Raw genomic sequence first — 26,058 nt, forward strand, 5'->3', positions numbered from 1 at the left:
TTATAGTATATCATCTTACCCGTCCACAAGAAAAAACACAACCTGCCAATGACAGGTTGTGTCGGTAACTTATACTAATTCAATGAGCAAATCACCAGTTAAGATTGGGTCTCCATCACTTACAAATACTTCTTTTACTTCTCCATCAAATGAGGCTTGAACCGTCGTCTCCATCTTCATTGCTTCTGTAATCATGAGATGGTCGCCTTTTTGTACTTTATCGCCTTTTTGTACTAATGTTTTTACAACTGTACCTGGCATGGAAGCCCCAATTTGATTAGGATTGTCTTTATCAACTTTCGGTCTTGCTACAGTCGTACTTGCCACATTCATATCTTTAATAACCACTTCACGCGGCTGGCCATTTAATTCGAAATAGACAATTCGTGTTCCATCGTCTTGTGGTTTTGAAAGGGAAACCAATTTCACAATTAATGTTTTTCCTTTCTCGATCTCCACTTCTATTTCTTCTCCGAGCCTCATGCCGTAGAAGAAAGTCAGTGTATCAAGAACTGAGACATCGCCAAATTGATTTCTAAATGCCTCAAACTCAGTAAACACCTTTGGATAAAGTGCATAAGAAAGCATATCATGGCTTGTCACTTGACGATCAAGCTGCTTAAATAATTTTTCCTTAATTTCTTGGAAATCGACAGGCTCCATATTTTCACTAGGGCGGCCTTCAATCGGCTTGCGGCCTTTTAAGATAATCTTTTGGAGTTTCTCAGGGAAACCTTGATACGGCTGGCCTAACTGACCTTCAAATAATTCAACCACAGAATCTGGGAAGTCAAGTGACTCTCCTTTATTGTAGATGTCTTCTTCAGTCAAGTTATTTTGAACCATGTATAATGCCATATCCCCTACTACTTTAGAAGAAGGTGTTACTTTCACAACATCTCCAAACATATCATTAACCGTACGATACATTTTCTTTACTTCATTCCAGCGAGCAGCTAGTCCTACTGCTTTTGCTTGCTGCTGAAGGTTGCTGTATTGTCCCCCTGGCATTTCATGCTCATATACTTCCGTATGAGGAGCGTTCATGCCGCTTTCAAAACCAGCATAATATTTTCTAGTCCCATCCCAGAACTCGCCTAACTGCTCTAAGGCTTTAATGTCTACATTCGGCTTGCGCTCTGAGTGACTTAGTGCATAGTACAAGCTGTTTGCACTTGGCTGAGATGTAAGGCCAGCCATAGAACTTACAGCTACATCGACGATATCTACGCCTGCCTCAATCGCTTTGGCATACATAAATAGTCCGTTGCCGCTTGTATCATGAGTATGCAGGTGAATAGGGATATCGACCGTTTCTTTAAGGGTAGAGATCAATTGATATGCTGCTTCAGGCTTTAATAATCCTGCCATATCTTTAATTCCTAAAATATGCGCACCTGCTTGCTCTAACTCTTTAGCTAGATTTTTGTAGTAGACAAGATCATATTTTGGTCTTGACGAATCGAGAATATCTCCTGTATAACACATGGCAGCTTCAGCAATTTTGTTGTTATTTCGCACAGAATCAATGGCTAAAGTCATACCTGGCACCCAGTTTAAACTGTCAAAGATACGGAATACATCAATGCCGGCATTGCTTGATTTTGCTACGAACTCTTCAATAACGTTATCCGGGTAATTCTTGTATCCTACCGCGTTTGATGCACGAAGCAACATTTGAAAGAGGACATTTGGTGCTTGCTTACGCAGCGTAATTAAACGCTCCCAAGGGTCCTCATGCAAGAAGCGCATCGCAACATCAAATGTAGCTCCGCCCCACATCTCCATTGAGAATAAGTTTGGAAGCATACGAGCTGTTGGCTCTGCGATTTGCTTAAGATCATGTGTTCTCACTCGGGTTGCAAGTAATGACTGATGAGCATCACGGAAAGTGGTATCAGTAAGAAGGACGTCTTTTTGTTCTTTAACCCATTTCGCTAAGGCTTCAGGTCCTTCCTTATCTAAGATTTGCTTTGTTCCGTCCGGGATAGGCTCTGTCAATTTCAGTTTTGGCACTTGCGGCTTATCTAAAATTGGTTTTTTGGCTTTTTCAAGTCCTGGATAACCATTTACAATCGTTTCTCCAATAAACGAAAGCATTTTGGTACCACGATCTTTTCGCTTAGGGAAAACGAATAATTCTGGTGTCGTATCAATGAATGATGTATTATATTCACCGTTTAGAAAACGAGGGTGTTGAACCACATTCTCTAAAAACGCAATATTCGTTTTAATACCGCGGATTCGGAATTCTTTTAGGTTACGAAGCATTTTCGCTGCGGCGCTTTCAAATGTTAAAGCCCAAGTCGATACTTTCACTAACAAGGAATCATAGTAAGGAGTGATAACCGCTCCTTGGAATCCGTTTCCAGCATCAAGTCGAACACCGAACCCTCCACCCGTACGATAGGCATTAATACGGCCAGTATCAGGCATAAATCCGTTACTTGGATCTTCAGTTGTTACTCGAGACTGTATAGCAAAACCATTACAAACGATTTCTTCTTGAGCTGGTATTCCAACCTTTGCACTGTGCAGCTGCTCGCCGTCAGCAATCAAAAGCTGTGATTGTACAATGTCAATACCTGTGACCATTTCGGTAATGGTATGCTCTACCTGTACTCTAGGGTTCACTTCAATAAAATAAAACTCTCCCGTATCAGTTACAAGAAACTCAACCGTACCTGCATTTAAATAGTTCACATTTTCCATCAATTGTACAGCCGCAGCACAAATTCGTTCGCGCAGTTCTATATCTAATGAAACACTCGGTGCAATTTCAACTACTTTTTGATGACGTCTTTGTACGGAACAATCGCGATCATATAGATGCACCGTAGAACCATGTTTATCTGCTAAGATCTGTACTTCAATATGTTTAGGGTTTTCAATAAATTTCTCTACATAAACCTCGTCGTTACCAAAAGCAGATTTAGCTTCTGATTTTGCACGCTCGTACGATTCCTTCATTTCAGACTTTGAACGGACAATTCTCATCCCACGTCCGCCGCCGCCTAAAGAAGCTTTAATAATAAACGGGTAGCCGTGATCCTCTCCAAATTTCTCCACTTCCTCAAGGCTTAATACAGGCCCGTCACTTCCAGGAATGACAGGTAGATTTGCTTTTACAGCCTGGGTTCTAGCCTGTACCTTATCTCCAAACATAATGAGATGTTCAAGTTCAGGACCGATAAAGATAATACCTTCTTCTTTACAGCGAGTAGCAAAGTCAATGTTCTCTGATAGAAATCCGTATCCAGGGTGAATTGCATCTACATCATGTAACTTAGCCACTTCGATGATGTTTTCGATATCTAAATAGGCATCGATTGGCTTTTTACCTTCTCCAACCAAATAGGCTTCATCCGCTTTATATCTGTGGTAAGCACCCGCATCTTCTTTTGAGTAGATTGCGACCGTACGAATATGTAATTCAGTACAAGCACGGAATATACGAATTGCAATTTCTCCTCGGTTAGCTACTAAGACCTTTTTAATGTTGTTTAAACCATTCATATACTTTCTCCTCCACTCTCCTAAATAATCCTGTTATATCTTTCTCATCATGCTTGTATTCTAGTATAGAGAAAATGTGATCGATTTGGCAAATAAATTTTTGACAATTTTGATTCATCGGGTAATTAAAAGCGTTTACAAAATATTTTTCAATCCAGCGATAATTAGGATTGAACATAAAAAAGTCAAGCATCCTAAATGGAGCTTGACTTTTTTTATTTGCGTAATGATGCTTCGTGAAGGGCTGCTAACTTACGTTCTAATTCATTTAACAGCTGTTTACCTTCTTCTTCCCTAACAAGCTCAAGGCGAATGGCAAAGTCAATTTCTCTAGACAAACCAAACATCTGTGTATCTAAAACCTCTTCATAAAGAGGACACTGTGGCATCGTTAAATTTTCCATTTGCACTTCGATAAGCTGTTGGATCTTCTCAGCATCGGATTTTAGAAGGGCATACGCTCGTTCATTATGCTTATTGACCATCTCTTGAGACACGAGATCCCCCTCCTTACTTATTTATATCAATGATTTAATAGTATCTTTTATATACTAAAAATGCAATGATTTTAAGACTAATTAACGATTTAGTTGCAAATGATTTTCAAACTCATTAGAAAATACTTAAGTGATAATAACTAGACAATGCCTCAAGCAGCTTCATTCCAGCCACACTATTCCCCTTCTCATCTAATGCCGGGCCATAAATACCTATACCAATGCTATTAGGTACAGCACCAACAATTCCGCCAGACACACCGCTTTTTGCCGGAATTCCTACTCTGATAGCAAACTCTCCTGATGAATTATACATGCCGCAAGTGACCATAAATGTTTTCACAAGTCTTGCAATTTCAAACGGAATAATCTCTTCACCTTCTTCATTTTTACCGCCATTAGCTAACACAAATCCGATTCTCGCCAAATCATCACAATCGACTTCAATGGCACACTGCTTAGTATAAAAGTCTAATAATTGGTCAACGTTTTCATCAATAATGCGATGTTGCTTCATAAAAAAAGCAAGGGAGCGATTAAGATCAGCTGTGTTAAATTCAGATTGTGCTACTTCACGATTATAGGTCACACTAGGACGTGCGCTCATTTTTCTAATCAATTGAAGAAGCCTCTCAAGCCTCTCTTCTGTTGATTCACCTTTTATGAGGTGACTGACGGCCAAGGCTCCTGCATTGATCATTGGATTAAGCGGTTTGGCGACAAGCGACTCTAATTTTGCTATTGAATTGTAAGGATCTCCCGTAGGTTCCATCCCTACTTTATCAAAAACGACTTCCTCCCCATGGTCCATTAAGGCAAGGGCTAAAGTAAGCACTTTCGAAATACTTTGTAATGTGAACATCTCGGTTGAGTGACCTGCTGAAAAACATGTTTCTTTGCCATCGAAAATTGAGACGGCTAAAATACCTTGATCTGCTTTAGCTAGCGCAGGTATATAATCTGCCACTTTGCCCTCTGCAGCATATGGTTCTGCTTCTTTTACTAACTTCTCTAACTGTTCACCGTACTGACAGACCATCGCACTCACTCCAAAAAGATTATTTCTTTTATTATACCCAGATGTGACAAATACATGGTAACGCTTTATACTTGATAGGAAGATGGAGATGAAATTAGAGTACGAATGAAAGATTAACTAGATTGGAGGAATTTCAGCAATGGAGGAATTTGTTATTTTTATTGAAGGGAATGTAGACCATCCCTTAACCATTGACCCAAGTGTTTGGATCTTTGATGAGCGAAAAGTAGATTTAACTACATACTTTACAGAGGAAAGAATAGTGGAAGATAAGGATGAAGCTTATACCAAAGCCATCTCGGCTCAGTGGGATAAAGAGATTATCGAGGGCTCTGCTCCCCCAAACCCAAACTCAAATGACAACAAAATTCAATACAACAAAGAAGAATTAACAACAGGCTCTTTTGGCATGCCGCTAGCTCCCTTCTTACAAAATGTGAAACCGAATCAAGACGTTCGTGAGGTTTTAGTTGAACAAGAAGGCGGAACGATTCAAACCATACCATTATCAGAAGCGATGGAAATGGTCGCTGGGTTCTCAAAAGAAGGGAAGCCGCTTATAGAAACCGGCCCTATTCACCTTTATTACGGAGACGGCCGTAACAGAGAAGAGCCAATTACTCATGTAAGAAAGCTTGTATTAAAATAAGGTACAGCGCGGGGTGAGACAATACCATTTGCAACATGCAATGCCTGCTAACTGATGGATTTCGCATTGCACTTCTCCTAAAATATACTACGTCTTCCGCGGGAAGCTGGTGAGCCTCCTCGTGCTACTGCACTGCGGGGTCTCACCTTTGCTTTTGCTTCCACCGGAGCCTACGTATATTTCATCCGCTAAGTTATCACACTTTCCCCATTCTAGTTATAGAATTCTTTAAAACAGCATCAATTTTATAATAAATCTGCTGCTAATTGGGCTAAGCCTGATCGTTCCCCTTTAACGAGCTTCACATGACCGCTTACAGTTTGATCCTTGAATTTCTCTACTACATAGGTCAGGCCATTATTATATTCATCAAGGTACGGATGATCGATCTGCTGAGGGTCACCCATCAGGACAATTTTACTTCTTTCCCCTACCCTGGTTAAGATCGTTTTCACTTCGTGTTTTGTTAAATTTTGAGCTTCATCAATAATGATAAATTGGTCTGGTATACTTCTTCCTCTAATATAGGTAAGTGCTTCTACTTGAATTGACCCCATACCAGCTAAGATCTGATCAATCTCTCCTGGCTTCTTTGTATTGAACAAAAATTCAAGATTATCATAAATAGGCTGCATCCAAGGTCTTAATTTTTCTTCTTTTTCTCCTGGAAGATAACCTAAATCTTTTCCTAACGGGACAACAGGTCTCGCTACGACTAGCTTTTTAAACTTACCCATATCTTCTGTTTGCATTAATCCTGCAGCAAGAGACAATAACGTCTTACCTGTTCCTGCTTTTCCAATCATAGTAATGAGACTGATATCATCTCTAAGCAATAATTCAAATGCCATTCTTTGCTGTACATTTCTTGGCTTAATTCCCCACACTTGATCAGGGTCACTTACAAAAGGCTTCACTTTCTTCCCATCAGGCTCTACTTTACCTAGTGCAGAGCTCGAACTGCCGAGCGCATCTTTCATAATGATAAACTGATGGGGGTAAAAAGGATGCTTGGTCAATTCTGAGATGGCCAGCTCTCCTTGGGAATAAAAGCGTTTCATCACGTCTGCATCAACATAAATTTCTACATAACCAGGATAGACTGAATCAAATTCTACAACACGATCACTTAAAAAATCTTCTGCCGGAAGGCCAAGTGCATCTGCTTTTACTCTAACTAGGGCATCCTTGCTCACTAAGATTACATGTTTCCCTTCAACACGCTCTTGTTCCTCTAGCATTAAGTTCAAGGCTACAGCAATAATCCGATTATCATTTGACATTTCTGCAAATGAATCTTTTAATCGTTGAAAGGAGCGATGATTTAATTCCACTCGGAGTTTTCCCCCGCCTTCTAATGGTACACCCTCATGCAGCTTACCCTTTGTCCGTAATTTATCTATAAGTTTTGAGAAATGGCGGGCATTTCTGCCTACCTCATCCATATACCTCTTTTTCGAATCCACTTCTTCTAATACAACGGCTGGAATAACCACTTCATTCTCTGCAAATGAGAAAATGGAGTGAGGGTCCTGTAGTAGTACGTTTGTATCTAAAACGTAGATTTTATTCAACATTCCGCCTCCTGACTCAAGTATCGTTACGCTGCTTGCTATTAATTTATGCGAGTGCCTGTAATAATGTCTCTAATTCATTTACTCTTTCTCATTAACACTATATGTCTAAGCCCTATAAGATAGACGAGGAATCTATAAATAGCTTGGAATGATTATATGAAATAAGATCATATGAAATGAAGAACAAGTGAAAGCTAAAGGCGGCCTGCACAAATACTGCGCAGGCCGCCTTCTCTTATTCATTATTATATGTTTTTAATGCTTCCATCACTTGACGGTCTAACTTCGCTGCCGCCTCAGCATCATAAGTTTTATCATATTCAGGATTTTGTACAATTTTTGCACCATAAAACATAACATCACGTACTTCTTCCACGTCCACTTCAATTAATGACAGCTTTAATGGAACAGAATCCATTTTTTCACTTTTAATCATTGCTTTTCCTGAAACTGAATAGGTCGAACCATTGGCAATGATCGTCAAGACCACACCAGGCTCATCTTTAATATTTGTAATAATGCGTGATCGGTTATCAATCGCAAAACGGAGCTTTTTATTTGTAGGCGCATACACCCAGGATATCGCATTTACATTCGGAGATTTTTTCTCAAAGTCTACTGTAGCTAGAGTAACATACCGCTCTTTCTGTAAATGAGGCAGCAGTTCGTTTGTCAACTCATGTTCTACTTGATTAGCCATATTGATCCCCCCTATAATTAGTTACTTATAAGTATACTATACCTATATTAATCATTTTTTAAAACTTGTTTCTTTTTTTTGAAGATCCCTTTACAATAAAGATAGAATCCCATTTCTTATAGACAGCGATCAGACTTAAAAAGTTGATGAATTATGTTGATAGGACCCAAGGGTTAACCGATTGGAGTGATAAGGTCATGAGAGTAAAATGTGTACTCTGTGATAAAATTGACAAAATAGATGACCAGCTCCCATTAGCAAAACGCTTACGCAATCGTCCGATTCATACGTATATGTGTAATGAATGTGACGAGCGGATCAGGGAGCGGACACTAGAAAGACAAGCAAGCGGGAATTTCACTTTAACCTATAAAACTGAAAAAGAAAGCGAGTGGCTATAAACCACTCGCTTTCTTTTATTTTATCCTTATTATTTTAGCCTTCCTTTTTCTCTTCCCGGTGTCTGTACAAACGGTAACGATAAATCGCAAGGATTAGTGCAGAAATAATAAGAACGACAATAATCGGTGCGCCGAATGCAAATTCCATCAGCCACAATACAAAGCAGCCGATAATAAGCATAATATATACAACGACCTTTTTTAGGATTGGCAGTTCTCTTGCAAATCCAAGGTTAAAAACCAAGATAGCCAAAATCACAATCGCTATATATGCTAACAGCCCATACCATGGATTCTCAGCAGTTGCCTGCATCAGCCACGAATAGCCTTCAAGATCTGCCTCTTGTAATTGTTGGTTGTCCACCTATCTCCCCAACCTTTCATGCCTTTTTATTACTTAGCAGCAAGCTTCTTACGCTTCTCTGCACGCTCACGCTCTGTTTTCACTAAAATCTTCTTACGTAAGCGGATTGATTCTGGTGTTAATTCACAGTACTCGTCCTCGTTCAAGTACTCTAGAGCTTCTTCAAGAGTCAAAATACGAGGCTTTTTCATCGTTACTGTCGTATCTTTAGTAGCTGAACGTACATTTGTCTGTTGTTTCATCTTTGTGATGTTAACAACCAAGTCATTATCACGTGTATGCTCTCCGACAATCATACCTTCATAAATTTCAGTACCTGGCTCAACGAAAATTGTACCACGGTCTTCTACTTGCATAATACCATATTGACTTGCTTTACCTGTTTCCATTGAAACAAGAACCCCTTGGCGGCGCCCGCCTACTTGTCCTTGAGCCATTGGCTGATAACTGTCGAATGAGTGGTTAATGATACCATAACCGCGCGTTTGCGATAGGAATTCAGTTGTGTATCCAATCAATCCACGTGCAGGTACCATAAACTCAAGTCGAACTTGACCTGTTCCAGTATTTGTCATATTAACCATCTCGCCTTTACGCTCACCCAATGATTCCATGACAGATCCAGTATATTCTTCCGGAACATCAATCTGCACACGCTCAACCGGTTCACATTTCACACCATCAACTTCACGAATAATTACTTCAGGCTTTGAAACTTGAAGCTCATATCCTTCACGACGCATATTTTCAATTAAAATTGATAAATGAAGTTCTCCACGGCCTGATACAATCCACACATCTGGTGAATCTGTATCTTCAACTCTTAAACTAACATCCGTTTCAAGTTCAGCACGAAGACGTTCTTGGATTTTTCTGCTTGTCACAAATTTTCCTTCACGTCCAGCAAAAGGACTGTTATTAACTAGGAATGTCATTTGTAGAGTCGGCTCATCGATACGAAGGATTGGAAGTGCCTCTTGGTGTTCTACAGGACAAACCGTTTCACCAACATTAATTTCTTCCATCCCTGAAACAGCAATTAAATCCCCAGCTTTTGCTTCTTCAATTTCTGTACGTTTTAAGCCTAGGAAACCAAATAATTTCGTTACACGGAATTGTTTTACTGAGCCATCAAGCTTCATTAAAGATACTTGCTGACCTACTTTAATTGTTCCGCGGAATACTCGTCCAATACCGACACGACCTAAGTAATCATTATAATCAAGCATAGTTACCTGGAACTGAAGCGGCTCATCGCTGTTATCGATTGGAGCTGGAATTTCATTAACAATCGTTTCAAATAATGAAGCCATATTTTCATCTTGTTTTTCTGCATTCATGCTGGCAGTACCATTAATAGCTGATGCATAAACAACAGGGAAATCAAGTTGGTCTTCATCTGCACCAAGGTCAATGAATAAGTCAACAACCTCATCAACCACTTCAGCCGGACGAGCAAAGTCACGGTCAATTTTATTAACAACAACAATTGGTGTTAATTTCTGTTCAAGTGCTTTCTTAAGTACGAAACGAGTTTGAGGCATACAGCCTTCATATGCGTCAACGACAAGAAGCACACCATCAACCATTTTCATAATACGTTCAACCTCGCCGCCGAAATCCGCGTGACCAGGTGTGTCCATAATATTGATACGTTTATCTTCAAAGTTAATTGCAGTATTTTTAGCAAGGATTGTAATACCACGTTCTTTTTCTATAGCATTTGAATCCATTGCTCTTTCTTCTACTTGTTCATTTTCACGAAATGTCCCAGACTGCTTTAAAAGCTCATCAACCAATGTTGTTTTACCATGGTCAACGTGGGCAATAATTGCGATATTACGTATATCATCACGATGTGTCATTAAATTCTCTCCTTATTTGTTGATTAACTGTCTAAGTATAGCACATATTGAAGGCAAGTCCATAATTATGTGTAAAAGCCAGCTTAATTCTGTGCTTTATGCTTATCTTTAACTTATTTGTCACATTGTCAGGCTTTTTCTTTAAAGCATTTCACGATACACTTATAGATAGTGATTGAATCTTAGGGGGATTTATATGAAGAAGGAGAATGTACTTTTTTTATTATTAGCTGTTATTACAGTTATTTGCATTATGAGTATTGGAGTAGCTGTAGCTGAACGGAGTATTGTTATTGCTCTCTTAGCTCTTATCGGTATAGTCATTGCATTATTTTTAGGGATTTCACTGCGAAAGAAAGTAAACGAAGCTAGTGAATAAAAAAAGCTTGAGTAAGAAAAATCTTACTCAAGCTTTTTTAATATTCTTCTCCTATATATACGGAAATAATTTCTTTATGTAAGATCGGTTTTGATGCAAATAAGGTTCCAGGCTCAGTTAAAGATAATGGATCTCCTTGAAAATTAGAAGCCACACATCCCACTTCATTCAGGATCACAATACCAGCAGCATAGTCCCAAGGCGATAACTGGACACTCAAATACCCGTCTAATCGATCAGATGCTACATAAGCCATCTCAAGAGCAGCAGACCCATAAGATCGTATGCTTCTTACATCTCTAACCAAGGCTTTCAACGGATTGCGATATTGATTTTTTTCCTCGACGAGCCATCTAGCATTTAATCCAATCACTGATTCGTGCAGAGGTCTTTCTTTTACAGGAGGGAGTTCAACATTGTTAAGATAAGCTCCGTCTCCTCTCACTGCATGGAATAACTCATCTCTCATCACATCGTAAATAATCCCTATCATGCCTACTTTGTTATGATAGACCGCGACAGATATAGCAAAATTCTGCTTTTGATGAATAAAGTTCATTGTTCCGTCTATAGGATCAATAATCCATACGGTTCCCTCTAATGAAGGTTCCTCACTTGCAATCCCTTCCTCACCGAGAAAGTAGTGCTCTGGATATGTCGTTTGAATTTTCTCATAGAAGAACTCCTCAATTGAGCGGTCTACTTCAGTTACAAGGTCATCTGGGTTCGACTTTGTTTCAATATCTATTGGGCCAGCTAATGTCTTTTTGATTTTTTGACCTGCTTCATATACCCAACTTGTAGCAACTTTTTCAAGTTCTGACCAATTCATTGACATAATGCTGCCCCCTTTTCTATCTTACAGCTATTATGACATAACTTTCCTAGAATGAAAATCATCCAGCCTTTAATACCTTATAGTTGTCACAATCGCCAATAAATCATAAAGAAGCGAGGGAGAACCCTCGCTTCAAATTCTTTTATTTGGTTAAGTACTGTTTAATGAGTATGTCCTTTTAATTGTACAAGTTCTTCTCTTAGTAGCTCAAGAATGCGTTTGGCTTCATTCATTTGATCAATATCTTCTTGAATCATCGCATCATGAAGTGTCATTAGTTCGTAATCAATTTCAAGCTTCAAAGCTGGAATTCGCTTACCTACATCGATTCGCTTAACCTCTTGGATCACTTGTTTCATTGCCCAACACCCCTTTAACGTAGAGTTTAGCAGATAGGATAAGTTCATGAGAGATTTTACTAAATTTTCAGTAAATTTAGTTATTTATAGTATAGCATATGTTAAGACAAGATAAAATGCAACCAATGTTTTAATTTTCTGTGAAATTTTTGGCATCAAGTTAAAGTGTGTGGAGCATAGTTTATGATTAAAAGTAAGCTGTTATGATAATATAAGGAAATAAAGACTTCAGGAGGTTAAACGATGGCTGAAATCGAATTTACACAAGAGGATTTTGATGTATTTGACATCGAGGGATTAGATGCAAGAATGGAAGCATTAAAAACAAGAATCCGCCCAAAATTTGAAGCTTTAGGAATAGAGCTTGCTCCCACCCTATCTTCAATGACTGGCGATGAATTTTTTACACATGTAGCTAAGCATGCTAGACGAAAAGTAAACCCTCCAAATGATACGTGGGTGGCATTTGCTGCGAATAAACGAGGGTATAAAAAATTACCTCATTTTCAGGTTGGGTTATTCGGTACTCATTTATTTGTCTGGTTTGCAATGATTTATGAAGCACCTGCTAAAGGGGAGTTTGCAGAGAGGCTCTTAGATAACCCTGGCGAATGGCTTAAAAAGGTCCCTAAAGATTTTGTCTGGTCTATTGATCATATGAAACCTGAAGCGATCTCGCAAAGTGATGTCGATGCTGACGAATTCACATCAATGCTCACACGCCTTCGCGATGTAAAAAAAGCCGAATTATTATGCGGGATTCATATTGACCGTCAAGATCCAATATTAAAAGATGGGGATGCATTGTTAAAACGCATTGAAGAAACGTATCAACATCTGCTCCCCCTTTACCAAGAAGCACAGAAAGCATCCGTTCCTTCCTAAAATGATAAGCAAAAGGCTGACCTTAAATAGGCCAGCCTTTTTAGCTACTTCATCTTCACGACGGTATTTTCGTCTTGTTCTCTCGCTTTTTTTACTGTGTGATAGCAAGATACATCAGCTTGTTGTTCAAACTCTTTAAATACTTGTTTTTCTTCACTTTTTGAAGGGACAATTTCCTTAAAGCGGCGGTATTTAGCTAACAGTTCATCCCTGCCTATGCCTTTTTGATAAGCTTTTTCAATTGCTTGGAAAAATTCCACCACATCAATCACTTCTTCTGTAGACCAATCGAGTGAGATCGGCATATTCATTTCCATAAAAACCTCTCCTGCCTGCTGACACTAGTTTAGTGCCAGCGTTTTCTTATGTCTAGACCTTCTGAAATCATACGGTCCATCAACTCTTGTACAGTTGGAATATCATGAATTCGTCCCATCACTTGCCCAGCCCAGCCAAATCCTGATTCTTTCCCATCATAAATATAGGCTTTGTTAGCTTCCCCGCTAATATACTGCTTTAACGCTTCATATGTAGGAGTTTTCTCCTCTATTTCTAATATTTTATCCGTCCAGCTATTTTTAATTGCACGAGCAGGTGCGCCGAGTGAGCGCTTAATCACTACAGTATCTTCTTCAGATGCTTCAACAAGACGTTCTTTATATTCTGAACTAGCATGAATACATTCCTTCGTTGCAATAAATCTGGTCCCCATTTCTATTCCCTCTGCACCAAGAGCCAATGCAGCCATCATACCACGACCATCCCCAATTCCTCCAGAAGCAATGACGGGTATCTTTACTGAGTCTACGACTTGAGGGATCAACACCATCGTTCCCGTATCGCTGCGCCCAAGATGTCCTCCTCCTTCTTGACCAACTACCATTACCGCATCAGCACCTAACTCTTCGGCTTTTTCTGCTTGCCTTCTTGCAGCTACTAAAACGAGGGTTTTTATGGATGTCCCTTTTAACATGTCAAAAATCGGTGTGGGGTTTCCACCTGTCATTGATACAACAGGCACCTTTTCATCAATCGCAACTTGAAGCATATGTTCAAATGGGCGTCCATGCTGGCCGATTGCAAAGTTTACTCCAAATGGTTTAGATGTTTTTTTCCTAACTGCATGAATTTCATCTCTTAAAGCTTCAGGAGACTCTAGCGACATAGCTGTAATTTGTCCAAGCCCCCCTGCTTCTGATACGGCAGCAGCCAAGTCAGAATATGCTAAATAAGCAAGCCCCCCTTGAATAATTGGATATTCAATACCTAATAGTTTTGTCACTCTCGTTTCCCACATCGTCCATCCCTCCAAGTGTAATTGCACATTTTAAATTGTAAGCGTAATCAAAATAGAATGAATAATTAGACTTCATTACTTATAGTTTAACACAGCTTTTTATGAGTCGCATATAAGTACTAAATTTGAATCTATGCAGAGTGCTCTATGATTTGGTATACTCTAATTTGTTTTATAAAATATGAAAGAACACAATTGAAATCAACTTTAGTAAAGATTATTATTCGATGATTATAAATGAGGTGAACGTGTTGTCACGACAAGATATAACTCCTTTATTTACAGGGGTAAAAGAGCATGCAGAACAAAACCCGATCCAATTTCATATCCCGGGACATAAAAAAGGAACAGGCATGGATCCTGAATTCAGACATTTTATTGGAGAGAATGCATTATCAATTGATTTAATAAATATTGCCCCATTAGATGACCTCCATCATCCACATGGAATCATTAAGGAAGCACAGGAACTTGCAGCAGAGGCATTCGGCGCAGATTATACCTTTTTTTCTGTACAAGGGACAAGCGGGGCTATCATGACGATGATCATGTCCGTTTGCGGACCGGGAGATAAAATTATTGTACCGAGGAATGTTCATAAGTCTATTATGTCAGCGATTATCTTCTCTGGTGCAACACCTATATTTATTCATCCCGAGATTGACCCGGACCTCGGGATCTCTCACGGAATTACATTAGATTCTGTGGAGAGAGCTTTAGAATCACATCCCGATGCAAAAGGGCTGCTCGTTATTAACCCAACATACTTTGGAATCTCAGCTAATTTGGAGGCAATTGTTGAAGTTGCCCATTCTTATTGCATTCCTGTTCTAGTAGACGAAGCACACGGTGTCCATATTCATTTTCATGATAAACTTCCGCTATCAGCGATGCAGGCTGGTGCTGATATGGCAGCTACAAGTGTTCACAAACTCGGGGGATCGATGACTCAAAGTTCAGTCCTTAATGTTAAAGAAGGGTTAGTTTCACCTAAGAGAGTGCAGTCCATTATTAGTATGTTGACAACCACGTCTACCTCTTATCTACTATTATCATCTTTAGATGTGGCTAGAAAACGGTTAGCGACAGATGGTGAAGCTTTAATCGACCATACGATAAAACTAGCTCAACAAACAAGAGCTCGCTTAAATGAAATTCCGGGAATTATATGTGTCGGCAGTGAAATTCTTGGCACAAAGGCAACTTACGATATGGACCCTACCAAATTAATCATATCTATTAAAGAATTAAGTATGAATGGGTATGAGGTTGAGAATTGGTTAAGAGAGCGTTATAAAATCGAAGTTGAACTTTCTGACCTTTACAATATATTGTGCATCGTATCTTTGGGGGATACCGAAGAAAAAATGGAGATCCTTGTGCAAGCTCTCAGTGAATTAGCAAAAGCTCATCAACGTTCAGAGAGCCTAGAACCAAAAGCTGTCTATGTACCAAATATCCCGACATTAGCCTTATCACCGCGTGATGCGTTTTATGCAGAAACGGAAGTGATTCGATTTGATGAATCTGCAGGCCGAATCATTGCTGAATTCATTATGGTCTATCCGCCAGGCATACCTATTCTTATTCCTGGTGAAATCATCTCACAAGAAAACTTAGCTTATATAAAAGAAAATTTACAAGCAGGCTTACCAGTACAAGGGCCTGAAGATGCTACATTTAATACATTAAGAGTCATTAAAGAACATCAGGCGATCAAATAACAAAAAAGCATGCCCCCGTTATGAGGGGCATGCTTCTTTTATAATTATTTTTGCTTCTTAGCTGATTTGCAGTCAATACAGTTATGTCCTTGAGCATAAAGTTTTGTAACCTTTTCACCTTCAAAATGTTCGATCGTCTTGTTGCAGTTTTGGCAAATGATTGTACCCATGAGAGCATCCCCTTTATGCGTTTTTGTAAGCGGTTTATTTTCTATAAATCTATAATAATATGTCACATTAAATTCGTCAACCATTAATTTGTATGTCACATTAAAAAAATTTTTATAATTATGTCCTACCTTTTTGGCATAAAAAATAAGAGAGCCGATAACGGCCCTCTTATTCGTAGTATTTATAATTTGCCTCAATAAAATTTGTAACTTCTTGAATAAAGATAAGATCATCCTCGCCTATTTCATAAAATTCTCTTGGGATTTGAAAAGATAACAGACCAATCAAGTGATGCCCCTTATAAAATGGAGCAATAATGTACTGTTTATCAGCCTTTTTTTCAAAAATCATTTCCCCTCGAATAGCTGCAATACTGTGCAGTCCTTCTCCATATGGAATAACAGCCTCCTCACATGGAGCCACCCCAGCAAACGCCGCTTGAGTAAAGTTCGCTTCACTTGCTGTATATAAGCACACTGAAAATTGTTGATCCATTTTGCTAACAAGCTTATGTACAATCCCACGATAAAAATCTGGCAATGTTCTAGCATAATCAGGTACAGAGCCCACAGCAAGTCTTAATTCATCTAGGAGTTGTGATTTATCAACCAAGCCCTCGCCCCCCTAAAAAATAATCATAAACCAAAGAATGGTTTATGATTATTACAATAGCATATTATAGTAAAAAAAGGTTGTAAGCTTCAGTCGAAACGTGTCGAACCCCTCATTAATGCCAAATTCAATGCCTAATTCAATCCCAAATTCGTTGAAGTACTTCTTTTACTTCTTCTTGATTAAGAGGTTTCCAAAACAGCTCTCCGTATATTAATAAATCTTGATGAAGGTGAAGCTCTGTTAAATCTTGATTAACTGCCCCGCTTGTCCCAGAGTTTCCAACATAGCCAATAATTGATTCTGCATTTACTCGGCTGCCGACTTGAATATCTTCTGGGATATCGTATAAATGAGCAAAACGATTCATCACACCATTTGGATACTGCACCCATACTTGTCTGCCTCTTAAGCGGTCAAATATATACTCAGGTGTTTCGCCTAGCTGAGAAGTCAATGCTAAGTCTTGATTTCGAACTTCAGGCGACGGGTATTCTACAAAGTCGTGATCGGCCCGAACGACAATCCCCTCACCCATAGCATAAATAGGGGTGTCTGTGTAGATGTTACCTCCTGAAGAATGATCATACCAATCAATCCCTTCATGAAAGCCGTTACGATACGTTCTTGGCGCACCAGGAAGATGACTAGCAATGGTACTTACTTCAGCCCCTTTAATAGGCTTTTCAAGAAAGTCTAAATAATCAACCATCTGATCTACATTCCACTCTTCAAAATTAAATGACTCAGGCGGCCCTCCTACTGCTTCAGCTGGACCAAACCATGAGAACGTTGCAGTCTCTTCTTTAAAGGTAACTGGAGTGTTTAAGCCTTTTTCAATAAATGCAATAGGTAAGTACACTTCATCTTCTTCATTTATAACTAAATAAATATCATCAGTAGCTAAGTATTCTCCGTTTCTTTCTAGAACAGGCACTTCATCTATCATATAAAACTGATCTTCATCGATCGTAAGCTGCAATGTACGATGTAATTCATCAAAGGAATATTCCCCTCCTGTGATTTGAACTAAATCATCAATATGGACTACTGCCTCGTTTTCTAAAACTTCAATCGGAATCTCTGCTAAAGCTTCTTCATTTTCTGCCACTTCTTCTACTTCTTCATTCTGCTCTGTTTCTTGCTGACACCCAGCAGCTATAGCTCCCAAAAGGAGCAAACTAACCAAAAAACGTTTCACCATTCATGCCTCTCATTTCTGTTTAAAATAGGATTCTTTATTTCTTACCAGTATAACCCGAGAATGTCTTAATAGACGTATAGATGATTATTCTAAGCCTTTAATTTCCCTAGGATCAACAATATCGTAGCCTTTCTCTTTTAAGCCAGTAACAATGTCTTCTATGGCCTCCATCGTCCACTCTCGATCATGCATAAGAATATTAGCTCCATTCGTTAATAGTGGGGTATTCACCATAATGTCTGCTAGAGCTTCCTTTTCCATATACTCAGCTTCCCAATCATAGCCGTATGTCCAGTTCATCAGAATCATTCCCTCGTCGCGAACGACAGACTCAGTATACGCTGTATTCGCCCCAAAAGGTGCTCTGAAAAACCTTGGGCGCTCCCCAGTAACCTCTTCTATCAAATCGTTTAACTCGACAATTTCTCTATGTTGTTCCTCTTCGCTTAACTCTTTTAAGTTAGGATGATTCATTGTGTGATTGCCAATCTCAAAGCCCATATCGTGTATCCTTTTTAAGTCAGCTTGTCCTTTTTCACTTTCAATAAAATGGCCGTTAACAAAGAATATTGCGCCAGCCCCTAGTTCATTTAACGTATCTGCCATGTCTGTACTATATTTATCAGGCGCATCATCAATTGTCAGCAAGACGATATTTTTTTCACTTTCAGTTAATGATTCTACCTTCCAATTTGTTTCATTTACCTTATATAGAGCTTTAGGTTCCTGCTCAGAAATGTTATCTTCAGTTTGCTGATCTTTGCTTTTAGACTCACCTTCTCCTGACTCGAATTCTTTGGAATCAGAATTTCCTTGCTCTTTTTCTTCGATTTCTTCTACAGCTTCTTGATCACTAATCTCTTCTTGTTCCACAGTAGTCGTACAACCCGCTATGATGATCAGTACAGCAAAGATAATCACTAGGTAAAAAGATGACTTACTCAACTTGAAACACACCCTTTCTTAACTAGACCTTGTAAATCATATCAAACTTTTTCCTAACTTGGTAGATGTGTATAACTTTTTTCGACATGCATCATACTAAATATGATTCAAGGCTGGTGCAAAAAGAGGGATATTATGCGAAAAAAAGTTGTTATTGGGAGAAGAGTGCTCAAAACAGGGCTCGCCGTATTTTTAACAGCCCTACTATGTCATTGGTTTGATCTCCCGGCCACCTTCGCTGTGATCACAGCGATTGTTACGACAGAACCGACTGCAGTGGACTCGCTAAAGAAGGGGTTAGTCCGTCTGCCGGCAGCGTCTATCGGTGCAATATTTGCTATCGTCCTTGATGTTACACTTGGACAATCTGCTTTGACCTATGCATTAGTAGCTATGTTAACCATATTTACTTGCTCTAAATTAAAATTAGATACAGGCACTCTTGTAGCCACCTTAACCGCTGTTGCCATGATTCCAGGTACGACCGACCATGTTATAGCTGATTTTTTTACCAGAATGTCTGGAACATCAACCGGTATTATTGTCTCTACATTGGTTAACTTTGTTATTCTTCCTCCTAAATTTGGGCCGATCCTTGTAAATAAAGTGGACAGTTTATTTGAAAAGACGGCTCACACCTTAGAAAAGACTGTAGAACATCTCTTAGATAATGAAGAAAACGATCGAACTCATTTATACAGGGATTTACATAACCAGCTGACGACTACTTATCAATTGACTCAGTTTCAATATGATGAATGGCGTTATCGTAAATCAAATGAATTTGAAAGACGTTCTTTCGGCTTTCTTAAACGCAAACTAGATTACTTACACTTAGTCCTTTTTCACATCGGGAAGATTTGTCACTTGCGTGTAAACCACCATATTTCAGAAAAAGAAAGAGAAGAAATGATTGCAGCCGTGCGGTCATTCAAAAAAATTATCGCTGACCCTCTTCACCAAATCGCAACAAGTCATCATGTGGTGATCGAGGATCTAAAACAAAAGAGAGGTTTTCACACAACCGAAGAAGAGACGATTTCTTTAATGACACTTGAATTATTATCGCTGCATAAAGCAACCGAGGAGCTCGCCCATATTACTCAAGATGAGCGACGGTTTTCTATTCAGGAATCCTCATACCCTGACTATATTTTTAAACGAGCCATTCAATATGAATAAAAAAATAAAACCCTTATGAATAAAACAATAAAACCCTTATGAATAAAACATATAAAACCACACACAACGAACCATTTAATGTCGTTTTAGTAAATAACAGTCTAAAGTGGTGTTTTTTGTGTAAAATTATCAAAAAATATGTTTAATATAATCCAAAAGCGGTTAAAGAATATAGTCCATCTGCTTTATCGTCGTATCTAAGGGTTATTGGTTGTTATTTAGCCCAAAGATATGTTAGTTTAGAGATTGTGATTTTACGCACATACAAAGGGCAGGCTTATACTTAACAGGATTATCGAAACAATTTGTTCCAACGTCCAAAATTGGTACTACTAATTTGTAGCCACTAAAACTGAATAGGAAGGTGATATGAATGAAAAAGCTTACGCCTGTTTTTATTATTTCTGTCGCTATAGCTTTTGCTTTTATTGTTTGGGGTGTAGTTGCCCCTGAAAATCTTGAAGCTGTTACTTCAAGTACACAAGGATTTATCACAAACGAATTAGGCTGGTTTTACCTGCTTGCCGCTACAGGATTTTTAATCTTTTCTCTTTATTTGATCTTTAGTCCTTACGGAAAAATTAAACTTGGTAAACCTGATGAAAAGCCTGAATACAATTACCTCACATGGTTCTCATTCTTATTTACAGCTGGTATGGGGATTGGGCTTGTTTTTTGGGGTGTGTCTGAGCCTATGTATCATTTCTTTGAACCCCCGAGTGCTGATCCCGCTTCAAATGCCGCTGCCGGAGAAGCTATGAGGTACTCGATTTTCCACTGGGGATTACATCCTTGGGCGATTTATTCTGTCGTTGCCCTAGCACTAGCTTATTTCAAATTCAGAAAAGGTGCTCCAGGTATTATGAGTGCTGTTTTCCAACCTCTATTAGGTGATAGAGTGAACGGGAAAATTGGTACGACAATTAATGTCATTGTTGTATTTGCGACTATTTTCGGGGTTGCTACATCCCTTGGCTTTGGTGCTGCCCAAATTTCTGCTGGTCTTGCTTATCTTATCCCCGGGCTAGGAAATTTCAGTGATGCTGCACTCCAATTAATTGTCATATTAATTGTCACTGTTCTATTTATGGTTTCTGCCCAAACAGGGTTAAATAAAGGGATTCGAATTTTGAGTAAGACAAATGTATATTTAGCAGTTATTCTTTTGTTATTTGTCTTATTCTTAGGACCTACAAGCTATATTATGGGTGTGTTTACTCAGGGTGTAGGCAGTTATATTCAAAACCTGGTTGGCATGAGTTTTAGATTAGACGTTTACAATGCAGAGACAAGCTGGGTTGAAGGATGGACGATCTTCTACTGGGCTTGGTGGATCTCTTGGGCTCCTTTTGTAGGAACGTTTATCGCACGGGTTTCACGAGGTCGTACCATTAGAGAATTTGTTATTGGGGTTCTTGCTGTTCCCGCTACGTTTGGCGCATTATGGTTCAGTGTTTTTGGCGGAACAGGAATTTATATGCAGCGTGAAGGAATTGCCGATATTAACGGTATTATGACAGACTCAGGTATGGAAGTAGCTTTATTTGCTGTATTAGAACAATTTCCTCTTGGTCTAATCATGTCTATCGTGGCGGTTTTCTTAATTTCTTCATTCTTTGTTACATCTGCGGACTCTGCTACAGTTGTTCTTGGAATGCAGACAACGAATGGAAGCTTAAACCCGCCTAACTCTGTGAAATTCGTGTGGGGGTTAATTATTTCAGCTTCTGCAGCTGTTTTATTAACTTCTCCAGAAGGACTCGGAGCTTTGCAAACCGCAGCCATTATCGCGGCTCTGCCTTTTACAGTGATTATGATCTTTATGATTATATCAGTCATGAAAGCATTAAAAGAAGAAAAGCCTACTCTAGCAACAGAAAAAGAACGTATTAGACAAGAACGATTTGAGTTAAAACAAGAAAGAGAAAAGCTAAAGCAAGAGAAAATACTTTTTAAAGAAGAAAAAACGGCAAATAAAAAGAAAAAATAAGGTTAAAAGAGTGCATCCAAAAAAGATGCACTCTTTTTTTATTAATTAATTCTCAATTTCCCCTTTATCATCGAACTCTTTGTCATAGTCTTTGCTTTTCGTTTACAGTTCTATTACGCCTGCTCTAATAAGGTTTGATCCATGCTAAAATGAGGTATCTTACTTTAACGGATATTTTATGCAAGGAAGTGACATACATGGAAAAGCTACTTTTATCAATGCTTCTTGCCCCAATATTCATGTTATCAGCCTGTGTCTCTTCTGCTTCAAATGAAGGCAACCAACCATTTTACGAAGAATCTAATATGGTCACTTTATTCTTTTCTGACCCTAAAGCTATAGATAAAGAACACACGTATTACGACGCTTTATTAGAGTTTCAAACAAATCACCCTGAACAACTTTCTTCATTTTATGTAATAGAAGCTGAAGACAAGGATAAGGTCAAACAGTATGACATTGAAACGTTTCCGACGATGCTCATTTTAAGTGGTGAACATATACATTTAAGACTAGAAGGACCGCAGAGAAAAGATAATATTATATCTAACCTAACAAATATGATTAATACTCAAAAAAACCAATTAGAATTATAGCTGTAATGAAAAAAAGGATGCTTCAAAAGAAGCATCCTTTTTTATATGATTGGAAACGGTCCGTATGGTCGTTGAGAGAAATAAAATTCTTCAGCTGCTTCAATCATCTCTTTTCCACTAGAGAACGCCGTTGAATGTTGGATAAATTGCGTCCAACTTTCATCTTCTACTTCAAAGTCCTTAATGGTAATGATATTTTGATTGCTTTGTGCGACCCATTCATTCCACTCATTATAAGCCGTATATTTCTTCATAAACTGATTTGAAAAGAGAATAGGTAGTGGAACTTGCCCGAAGGATGTTAAGGCATCCAGCGTCCATTTAAAGAGAGATTTATGTTTCATACGATCACCTCATTAAGATTTAAGACGTATTTAGGAGTCCCTTCGGTTGTCCGATCAGTTACCTTAGTCTTACTATAAATCATATTAATCCGAGTTGTCAAATGTGAATTAAAAAAAGAAAAAAGCCACTTGAAAACAAGTGGCTTTTAAGAAAGTTATTTTACAATGTGAATAGGTGTACCAATAGCAACTTCAGCAGCTTCCATTGTGATCTCACCTAATGAAGGATGCGCATGAATAGTAAGAGCAATATCTTCAGCTGTCATGCCCGTTTCAATTGCAAGTCCAAGTTCTGCAATCATATCAGAAGCATTTGGTCCAGCAATTTGAGCTCCGATCACTAGTCCATCTTCTTTACGAGTGATTAGCTTCATAAAGCCATCAGTATCGTTAAGAGATAGAGCACGTCCGTTAGCTGCAAATGGGAACTTAGCTGCTACGATATCATAGCCTGCATCTTTTGCTTCTTGTTCACTGTAACCAACTGTAGCAAGCTCTGGATCAGAGAATACAACAGCCGGAATAGCTAAGTAATCAATTTCTGATTTTTCACCAGCAATAGCTTCAGCTGCAATCTTACCTTCGTAAGAAGCTTTGTGTGCTAATGCAGGACCTTCAATAATGTCACCAATTGCGTAGATGTTGCTTACATTTGTACGACATTGCTTGTCCGTTTTAATTAAACCGCGTTCTGTCATTTCCACACCGATTTGTTCAAGGCCAAGCTCTTCAGTGTTTGGTTTACGACCAACTGTTACAAGAACATAGTCTGCTTCAAACACTTCTTCTTTCCCTTTAACTTCAGCTGTAACTTTAACGCCGTTTTCTGTTTCTTCCACGCCTTTAGCTAGAGCTTCGGTATGGAATGCAACACCGTTCTTTTTAAGTCTCTTCTCAACAAGTTTACTCATTTGCTTTTCGAAGCCAGGAAGGATTTGTTTGCCGCCTTCTAGAACTACTACTTCAGTACCCATGTTAGAATATGCACCAGTAAGCTCGATACCAATGTATCCACCACCGATTACAACCATTTTCTTAGGTACTTCTTTAAGAGCAAGAGCTCCTGTTGAGTTGATAACACGCTCAGTGTATTTGAAGCTAGGAAGTTCAATCGGGCTAGAACCTGTTGCAATGATACAATTTTTGAAGTTGTATGTTTGCGAACTTTTCTCGTCCATAATACGTACAGAGTTCTCAGAAGCAAAGTATGCTTCCCCTTGTACGATCTCAACTTTGTTTCCTTTAAGAAGGCCTTCAACACCGCCTGTTAATTTCTTAACGACAGAGCCTTTCCACTCTTGAACTTTATCAAAGTTGATTGAAACGCCTTCTGCAGTAACTCCCATATCCTCAGAATGCTTAGCATTGTGATAACGGTGTCCAGCTGAGATAAGTGCTTTTGATGGGATACAACCTACATTAAGACATACCCCTCCAAGAGTTCCTTTTTCAACGATCGTTACTTTTTGTCCGAGTTGGGCTGCACGGATTGCTGCAACATATCCTCCTGGACCTGAACCAATGACAAGTGTGTCTACTTCATTTGCGAAATCTCCAACAACCATTCATTACCCCTCCATTAATAGTAATTGTGGATCATTTAACAGACGCTTAACGTGGTTTAGAGCATTCTGAGCTGTTACGCCATCAATTAAACGGTGGTCATAGCTAATAGAAAGAGCCAACACTGGCGCGGCTACAATCTCGCCATTTTTAACGACTGGCTTCTCTTCAATACGACCAATACCTAGAATAGCAACTTCTGGGTGATTGATAACTGGTGTAAACCATAGACCACGAGCAGAACCAACATTAGAAATTGTTGCTGATCCGCCCTTCATTTCTGCACCACTAAGTTTACCATCACGAGCTTTAACTGCCAACTCATTAATTTCATCCGCTAATGCAAAAATAGATTTACGATCCGCATCTTTAACTACAGGGACGAATAAACCGTGCTCTGTATCCGCTGCGATACCGATGTTGAAGTACTTTTTGTAAACAATCTCATCATTTGCATCATCGATTGACGCATTTAATGCAGGGTATTTACGTAATGCAGCTGTAAGTGCCTTCACTACATATGGTAAATAAGTAAGCTTAGTACCTTGCTCAGCTGCGATTTCTTTATATTGCTTACGGTGAGTAACTAAAGCTGAAACCTCTACTTCATCCATGTGAGTAACATGAGGAGCAGTGTGCTTCGAGTTAACCATTGCTTTTGCAATAGCTTTACGTACACCTTTGAATGGTACACGCTCTTCCATTTCGCCAGCTGGAATTGCCGTTGGTTCACTCTTAGCAGCTGCTTGATCTTGTTTAGTATCAGCAGTTTCTACTTTAGCATCAGAAGCAGTGTCTGCACCGCCGCCGTTTAGGTGGTTTTCAATATCTTCTTTCAGAATACGGCCATTTTTACCCGTACCGCTTACTTGCTTGATGTTTACACCTTTTTCACGTGCAAACTTACGAACTGAAGGCATCGCAATAACACGTGTGTCGTCGTTGTCATCATTCGTATTGTCAGCTTTAGGAGTTTCTTCTTTTTTCTCTTCTTTTGGTTCTTCCTTTGGCTCTTCCTTTGCAGGCTCTGCTTCTTCTTGTGAAGCACTTTCTTCAGCAGGGTTTGCATCACCAGCGTCAATTGTTACAAGAACATCACCAACTATGCTTACTGTTCCTTCTTCAACTTTCACTTCGAGAACTTTCCCGTCAACTGGAGAAGGGATCTCAACAACTGCTTTATCATTTTGAACTTCTAAAAGAATATCATCTTCTTTAATTTCATCGCCTGGTTTTACAAACCATTTTACAATTTCACCTTCGTGAATTCCTTCACCAATATCAGGCAGTTTAAATTCATATGCCACTTTGAAGTGCCTCCTTTATTTAACCATTTACATGAAATATTAAAATGAGTGAAA

At 38.9% G+C, this 26,058-nt stretch carries 26 protein-coding genes; 8 read left to right on the forward strand and 18 right to left on the reverse strand.

Translation table 11 applies throughout. From position 1 onward, the window contains the following. Positions 1-69: 69 nt before the first annotated feature. The 3 genes from pyc to glsA form a co-directional block, all read right to left on the reverse strand. The gene (gene pyc / locus PQ478_RS14595; RefSeq protein WP_289234701.1) at positions 70-3,516 is read right to left on the reverse strand and encodes a pyruvate carboxylase; all 3,447 of its coding nucleotides are present in this window, start codon (positions 3,514-3,516) and stop codon (positions 70-72) included. Positions 3,517-3,731: 215 nt separating this feature from the next. Further along, positions 3,732-4,001, reverse strand: a complete 270-nt coding sequence (locus tag PQ478_RS14600; protein ID WP_411810022.1) for an Fpa/YlaN family protein — start codon at positions 3,999-4,001, stop codon at positions 3,732-3,734. 127 nt (positions 4,002-4,128) lie between these two features. Continuing rightward, positions 4,129-5,052, reverse strand: a complete 924-nt coding sequence (gene glsA, locus PQ478_RS14605) for a glutaminase A (RefSeq protein WP_012959541.1) — start codon at positions 5,050-5,052, stop codon at positions 4,129-4,131. Between the two features lie 139 nt (positions 5,053-5,191). Here glsA and PQ478_RS14610 point away from each other — a divergent pair, with 139 nt between their 5' ends. Continuing rightward, entirely contained in the window at positions 5,192-5,701 is a 510-nt protein-coding gene (locus tag PQ478_RS14610; protein ID WP_012959542.1) for a hypothetical protein, read from the forward strand. Between the two features lie 245 nt (positions 5,702-5,946). Here the strand turns inward: PQ478_RS14610 and PQ478_RS14615 are convergent, their stop codons facing one another. After that, complete coding sequence (locus tag PQ478_RS14615; RefSeq protein WP_012959543.1) at positions 5,947-7,275, reverse strand: PhoH family protein; 1,329 nt, start codon at positions 7,273-7,275, stop codon at positions 5,947-5,949. A gap of 238 nt (positions 7,276-7,513) precedes the next feature. Next, entirely contained in the window at positions 7,514-7,978 is a 465-nt protein-coding gene (locus tag PQ478_RS14620) for a pyridoxamine 5'-phosphate oxidase family protein (RefSeq protein WP_289234702.1), read from the reverse strand. Positions 7,979-8,175: 197 nt separating this feature from the next. Between PQ478_RS14620 and PQ478_RS14625 the strand changes: the two genes are divergently transcribed. Continuing rightward, on the forward strand, positions 8,176-8,379 hold the full coding sequence (locus tag PQ478_RS14625) for a YlaI family protein (protein ID WP_012959545.1): 204 nt from the start codon (positions 8,176-8,178) through the stop codon (positions 8,377-8,379). Positions 8,380-8,413: 34 nt separating this feature from the next. Here PQ478_RS14625 and PQ478_RS14630 read toward each other — a convergent pair whose 3' ends face one another. Together PQ478_RS14630 and typA are read right to left on the reverse strand one after the other, a co-directional pair. Next, complete coding sequence (locus PQ478_RS14630) at positions 8,414-8,743, reverse strand: YlaH-like family protein (RefSeq protein ID WP_012959546.1); 330 nt, start codon at positions 8,741-8,743, stop codon at positions 8,414-8,416. Between the two features lie 29 nt (positions 8,744-8,772). Next, entirely contained in the window at positions 8,773-10,608 is a 1,836-nt protein-coding gene (gene typA / locus PQ478_RS14635) for a translational GTPase TypA (protein ID WP_012959547.1), read from the reverse strand. Between the two features lie 196 nt (positions 10,609-10,804). Between typA and PQ478_RS14640 the strand changes: the two genes are divergently transcribed. Next, on the forward strand, positions 10,805-10,987 hold the full coding sequence (locus tag PQ478_RS14640; protein ID WP_075682579.1) for a DUF5325 family protein: 183 nt from the start codon (positions 10,805-10,807) through the stop codon (positions 10,985-10,987). Between the two features lie 37 nt (positions 10,988-11,024). Here the strand turns inward: PQ478_RS14640 and PQ478_RS14645 are convergent, their stop codons facing one another. After that, positions 11,025-11,825: an inositol monophosphatase family protein gene (locus PQ478_RS14645; protein ID WP_012959549.1), complete on the reverse strand. Its 801-nt coding sequence runs from the start codon at positions 11,823-11,825 to the stop codon at positions 11,025-11,027. A 161-nt stretch (positions 11,826-11,986) separates the two neighbouring features. After that, positions 11,987-12,184, reverse strand: a complete 198-nt coding sequence (locus PQ478_RS14650) for a YkzI domain-containing protein (protein ID WP_012959550.1) — start codon at positions 12,182-12,184, stop codon at positions 11,987-11,989. Between the two features lie 243 nt (positions 12,185-12,427). Here PQ478_RS14650 and PQ478_RS14655 point away from each other — a divergent pair, with 243 nt between their 5' ends. Beyond that, entirely contained in the window at positions 12,428-13,069 is a 642-nt protein-coding gene (locus PQ478_RS14655; protein ID WP_289234703.1) for a DUF1054 domain-containing protein, read from the forward strand. Between the two features lie 44 nt (positions 13,070-13,113). Here PQ478_RS14655 and PQ478_RS14660 read toward each other — a convergent pair whose 3' ends face one another. Together PQ478_RS14660 and PQ478_RS14665 are read right to left on the reverse strand one after the other, a co-directional pair. After that, positions 13,114-13,386, reverse strand: a complete 273-nt coding sequence (locus PQ478_RS14660; RefSeq protein ID WP_289234704.1) for a UPF0223 family protein — start codon at positions 13,384-13,386, stop codon at positions 13,114-13,116. A gap of 29 nt (positions 13,387-13,415) precedes the next feature. Beyond that, the gene (locus PQ478_RS14665; protein WP_075680852.1) at positions 13,416-14,366 is read right to left on the reverse strand and encodes an NAD(P)H-dependent flavin oxidoreductase; all 951 of its coding nucleotides are present in this window, start codon (positions 14,364-14,366) and stop codon (positions 13,416-13,418) included. Between the two features lie 251 nt (positions 14,367-14,617). Here PQ478_RS14665 and PQ478_RS14670 point away from each other — a divergent pair, with 251 nt between their 5' ends. Beyond that, the gene (locus tag PQ478_RS14670) at positions 14,618-16,090 is read left to right on the forward strand and encodes an aminotransferase class I/II-fold pyridoxal phosphate-dependent enzyme (RefSeq protein ID WP_289234705.1); all 1,473 of its coding nucleotides are present in this window, start codon (positions 14,618-14,620) and stop codon (positions 16,088-16,090) included. A gap of 44 nt (positions 16,091-16,134) precedes the next feature. Here PQ478_RS14670 and PQ478_RS14675 read toward each other — a convergent pair whose 3' ends face one another. The 4 genes from PQ478_RS14675 to PQ478_RS14690 all read right to left on the reverse strand — a co-directional run bounded on the left by PQ478_RS14675 (position 16,135) and on the right by PQ478_RS14690 (position 19,022). Beyond that, positions 16,135-16,260: a GapA-binding peptide SR1P gene (locus tag PQ478_RS14675; protein WP_012959555.1), complete on the reverse strand. Its 126-nt coding sequence runs from the start codon at positions 16,258-16,260 to the stop codon at positions 16,135-16,137. Positions 16,261-16,429: 169 nt separating this feature from the next. After that, complete coding sequence (locus PQ478_RS14680; protein WP_012959556.1) at positions 16,430-16,873, reverse strand: hypothetical protein; 444 nt, start codon at positions 16,871-16,873, stop codon at positions 16,430-16,432. Between the two features lie 139 nt (positions 16,874-17,012). Further along, a complete protein-coding gene (locus PQ478_RS14685; protein ID WP_289234706.1) occupies positions 17,013-18,077 on the reverse strand; it encodes a M23 family metallopeptidase in 1,065 nt (354 codons plus the stop codon). Between the two features lie 84 nt (positions 18,078-18,161). Beyond that, a complete protein-coding gene (locus tag PQ478_RS14690; RefSeq protein WP_289234707.1) occupies positions 18,162-19,022 on the reverse strand; it encodes a polysaccharide deacetylase family protein in 861 nt (286 codons plus the stop codon). Between the two features lie 135 nt (positions 19,023-19,157). Here PQ478_RS14690 and PQ478_RS14695 point away from each other — a divergent pair, with 135 nt between their 5' ends. The 3 genes from PQ478_RS14695 (at position 19,158) to PQ478_RS14705 (ending at position 22,790) form a co-directional block, all read left to right on the forward strand. Next, a complete protein-coding gene (locus PQ478_RS14695) occupies positions 19,158-20,204 on the forward strand; it encodes an FUSC family protein (protein WP_289234708.1) in 1,047 nt (348 codons plus the stop codon). 373 nt (positions 20,205-20,577) lie between these two features. After that, positions 20,578-22,194: a glycine betaine uptake BCCT transporter gene (locus PQ478_RS14700; protein WP_289234709.1), complete on the forward strand. Its 1,617-nt coding sequence runs from the start codon at positions 20,578-20,580 to the stop codon at positions 22,192-22,194. Between the two features lie 197 nt (positions 22,195-22,391). Beyond that, positions 22,392-22,790: a hypothetical protein gene (locus tag PQ478_RS14705; protein WP_012959561.1), complete on the forward strand. Its 399-nt coding sequence runs from the start codon at positions 22,392-22,394 to the stop codon at positions 22,788-22,790. Between the two features lie 41 nt (positions 22,791-22,831). On the opposite strand, the gene PQ478_RS14710 is transcribed toward PQ478_RS14705, so the two are convergent. From PQ478_RS14710 to PQ478_RS14720, 3 genes are all read right to left on the reverse strand, one after another. Beyond that, a complete protein-coding gene (locus PQ478_RS14710; protein WP_012959562.1) occupies positions 22,832-23,134 on the reverse strand; it encodes a hypothetical protein in 303 nt (100 codons plus the stop codon). A gap of 155 nt (positions 23,135-23,289) precedes the next feature. Then, complete coding sequence (gene lpdA / locus PQ478_RS14715; RefSeq protein WP_012959563.1) at positions 23,290-24,699, reverse strand: dihydrolipoyl dehydrogenase; 1,410 nt, start codon at positions 24,697-24,699, stop codon at positions 23,290-23,292. Between the two features lie 3 nt (positions 24,700-24,702). Then, positions 24,703-26,004, reverse strand: a complete 1,302-nt coding sequence (locus PQ478_RS14720) for a dihydrolipoamide acetyltransferase family protein (protein ID WP_289234710.1) — start codon at positions 26,002-26,004, stop codon at positions 24,703-24,705. Between the last annotated feature and the right edge of the window lie 54 nt (positions 26,005-26,058).

The sequence above is a fragment of the Alkalihalophilus pseudofirmus genome (assembly GCF_029094545.1).
GTDB lineage: Bacteria > Bacillota > Bacilli > Bacillales > Bacillaceae_D > Alkalihalophilus > Alkalihalophilus pseudofirmus.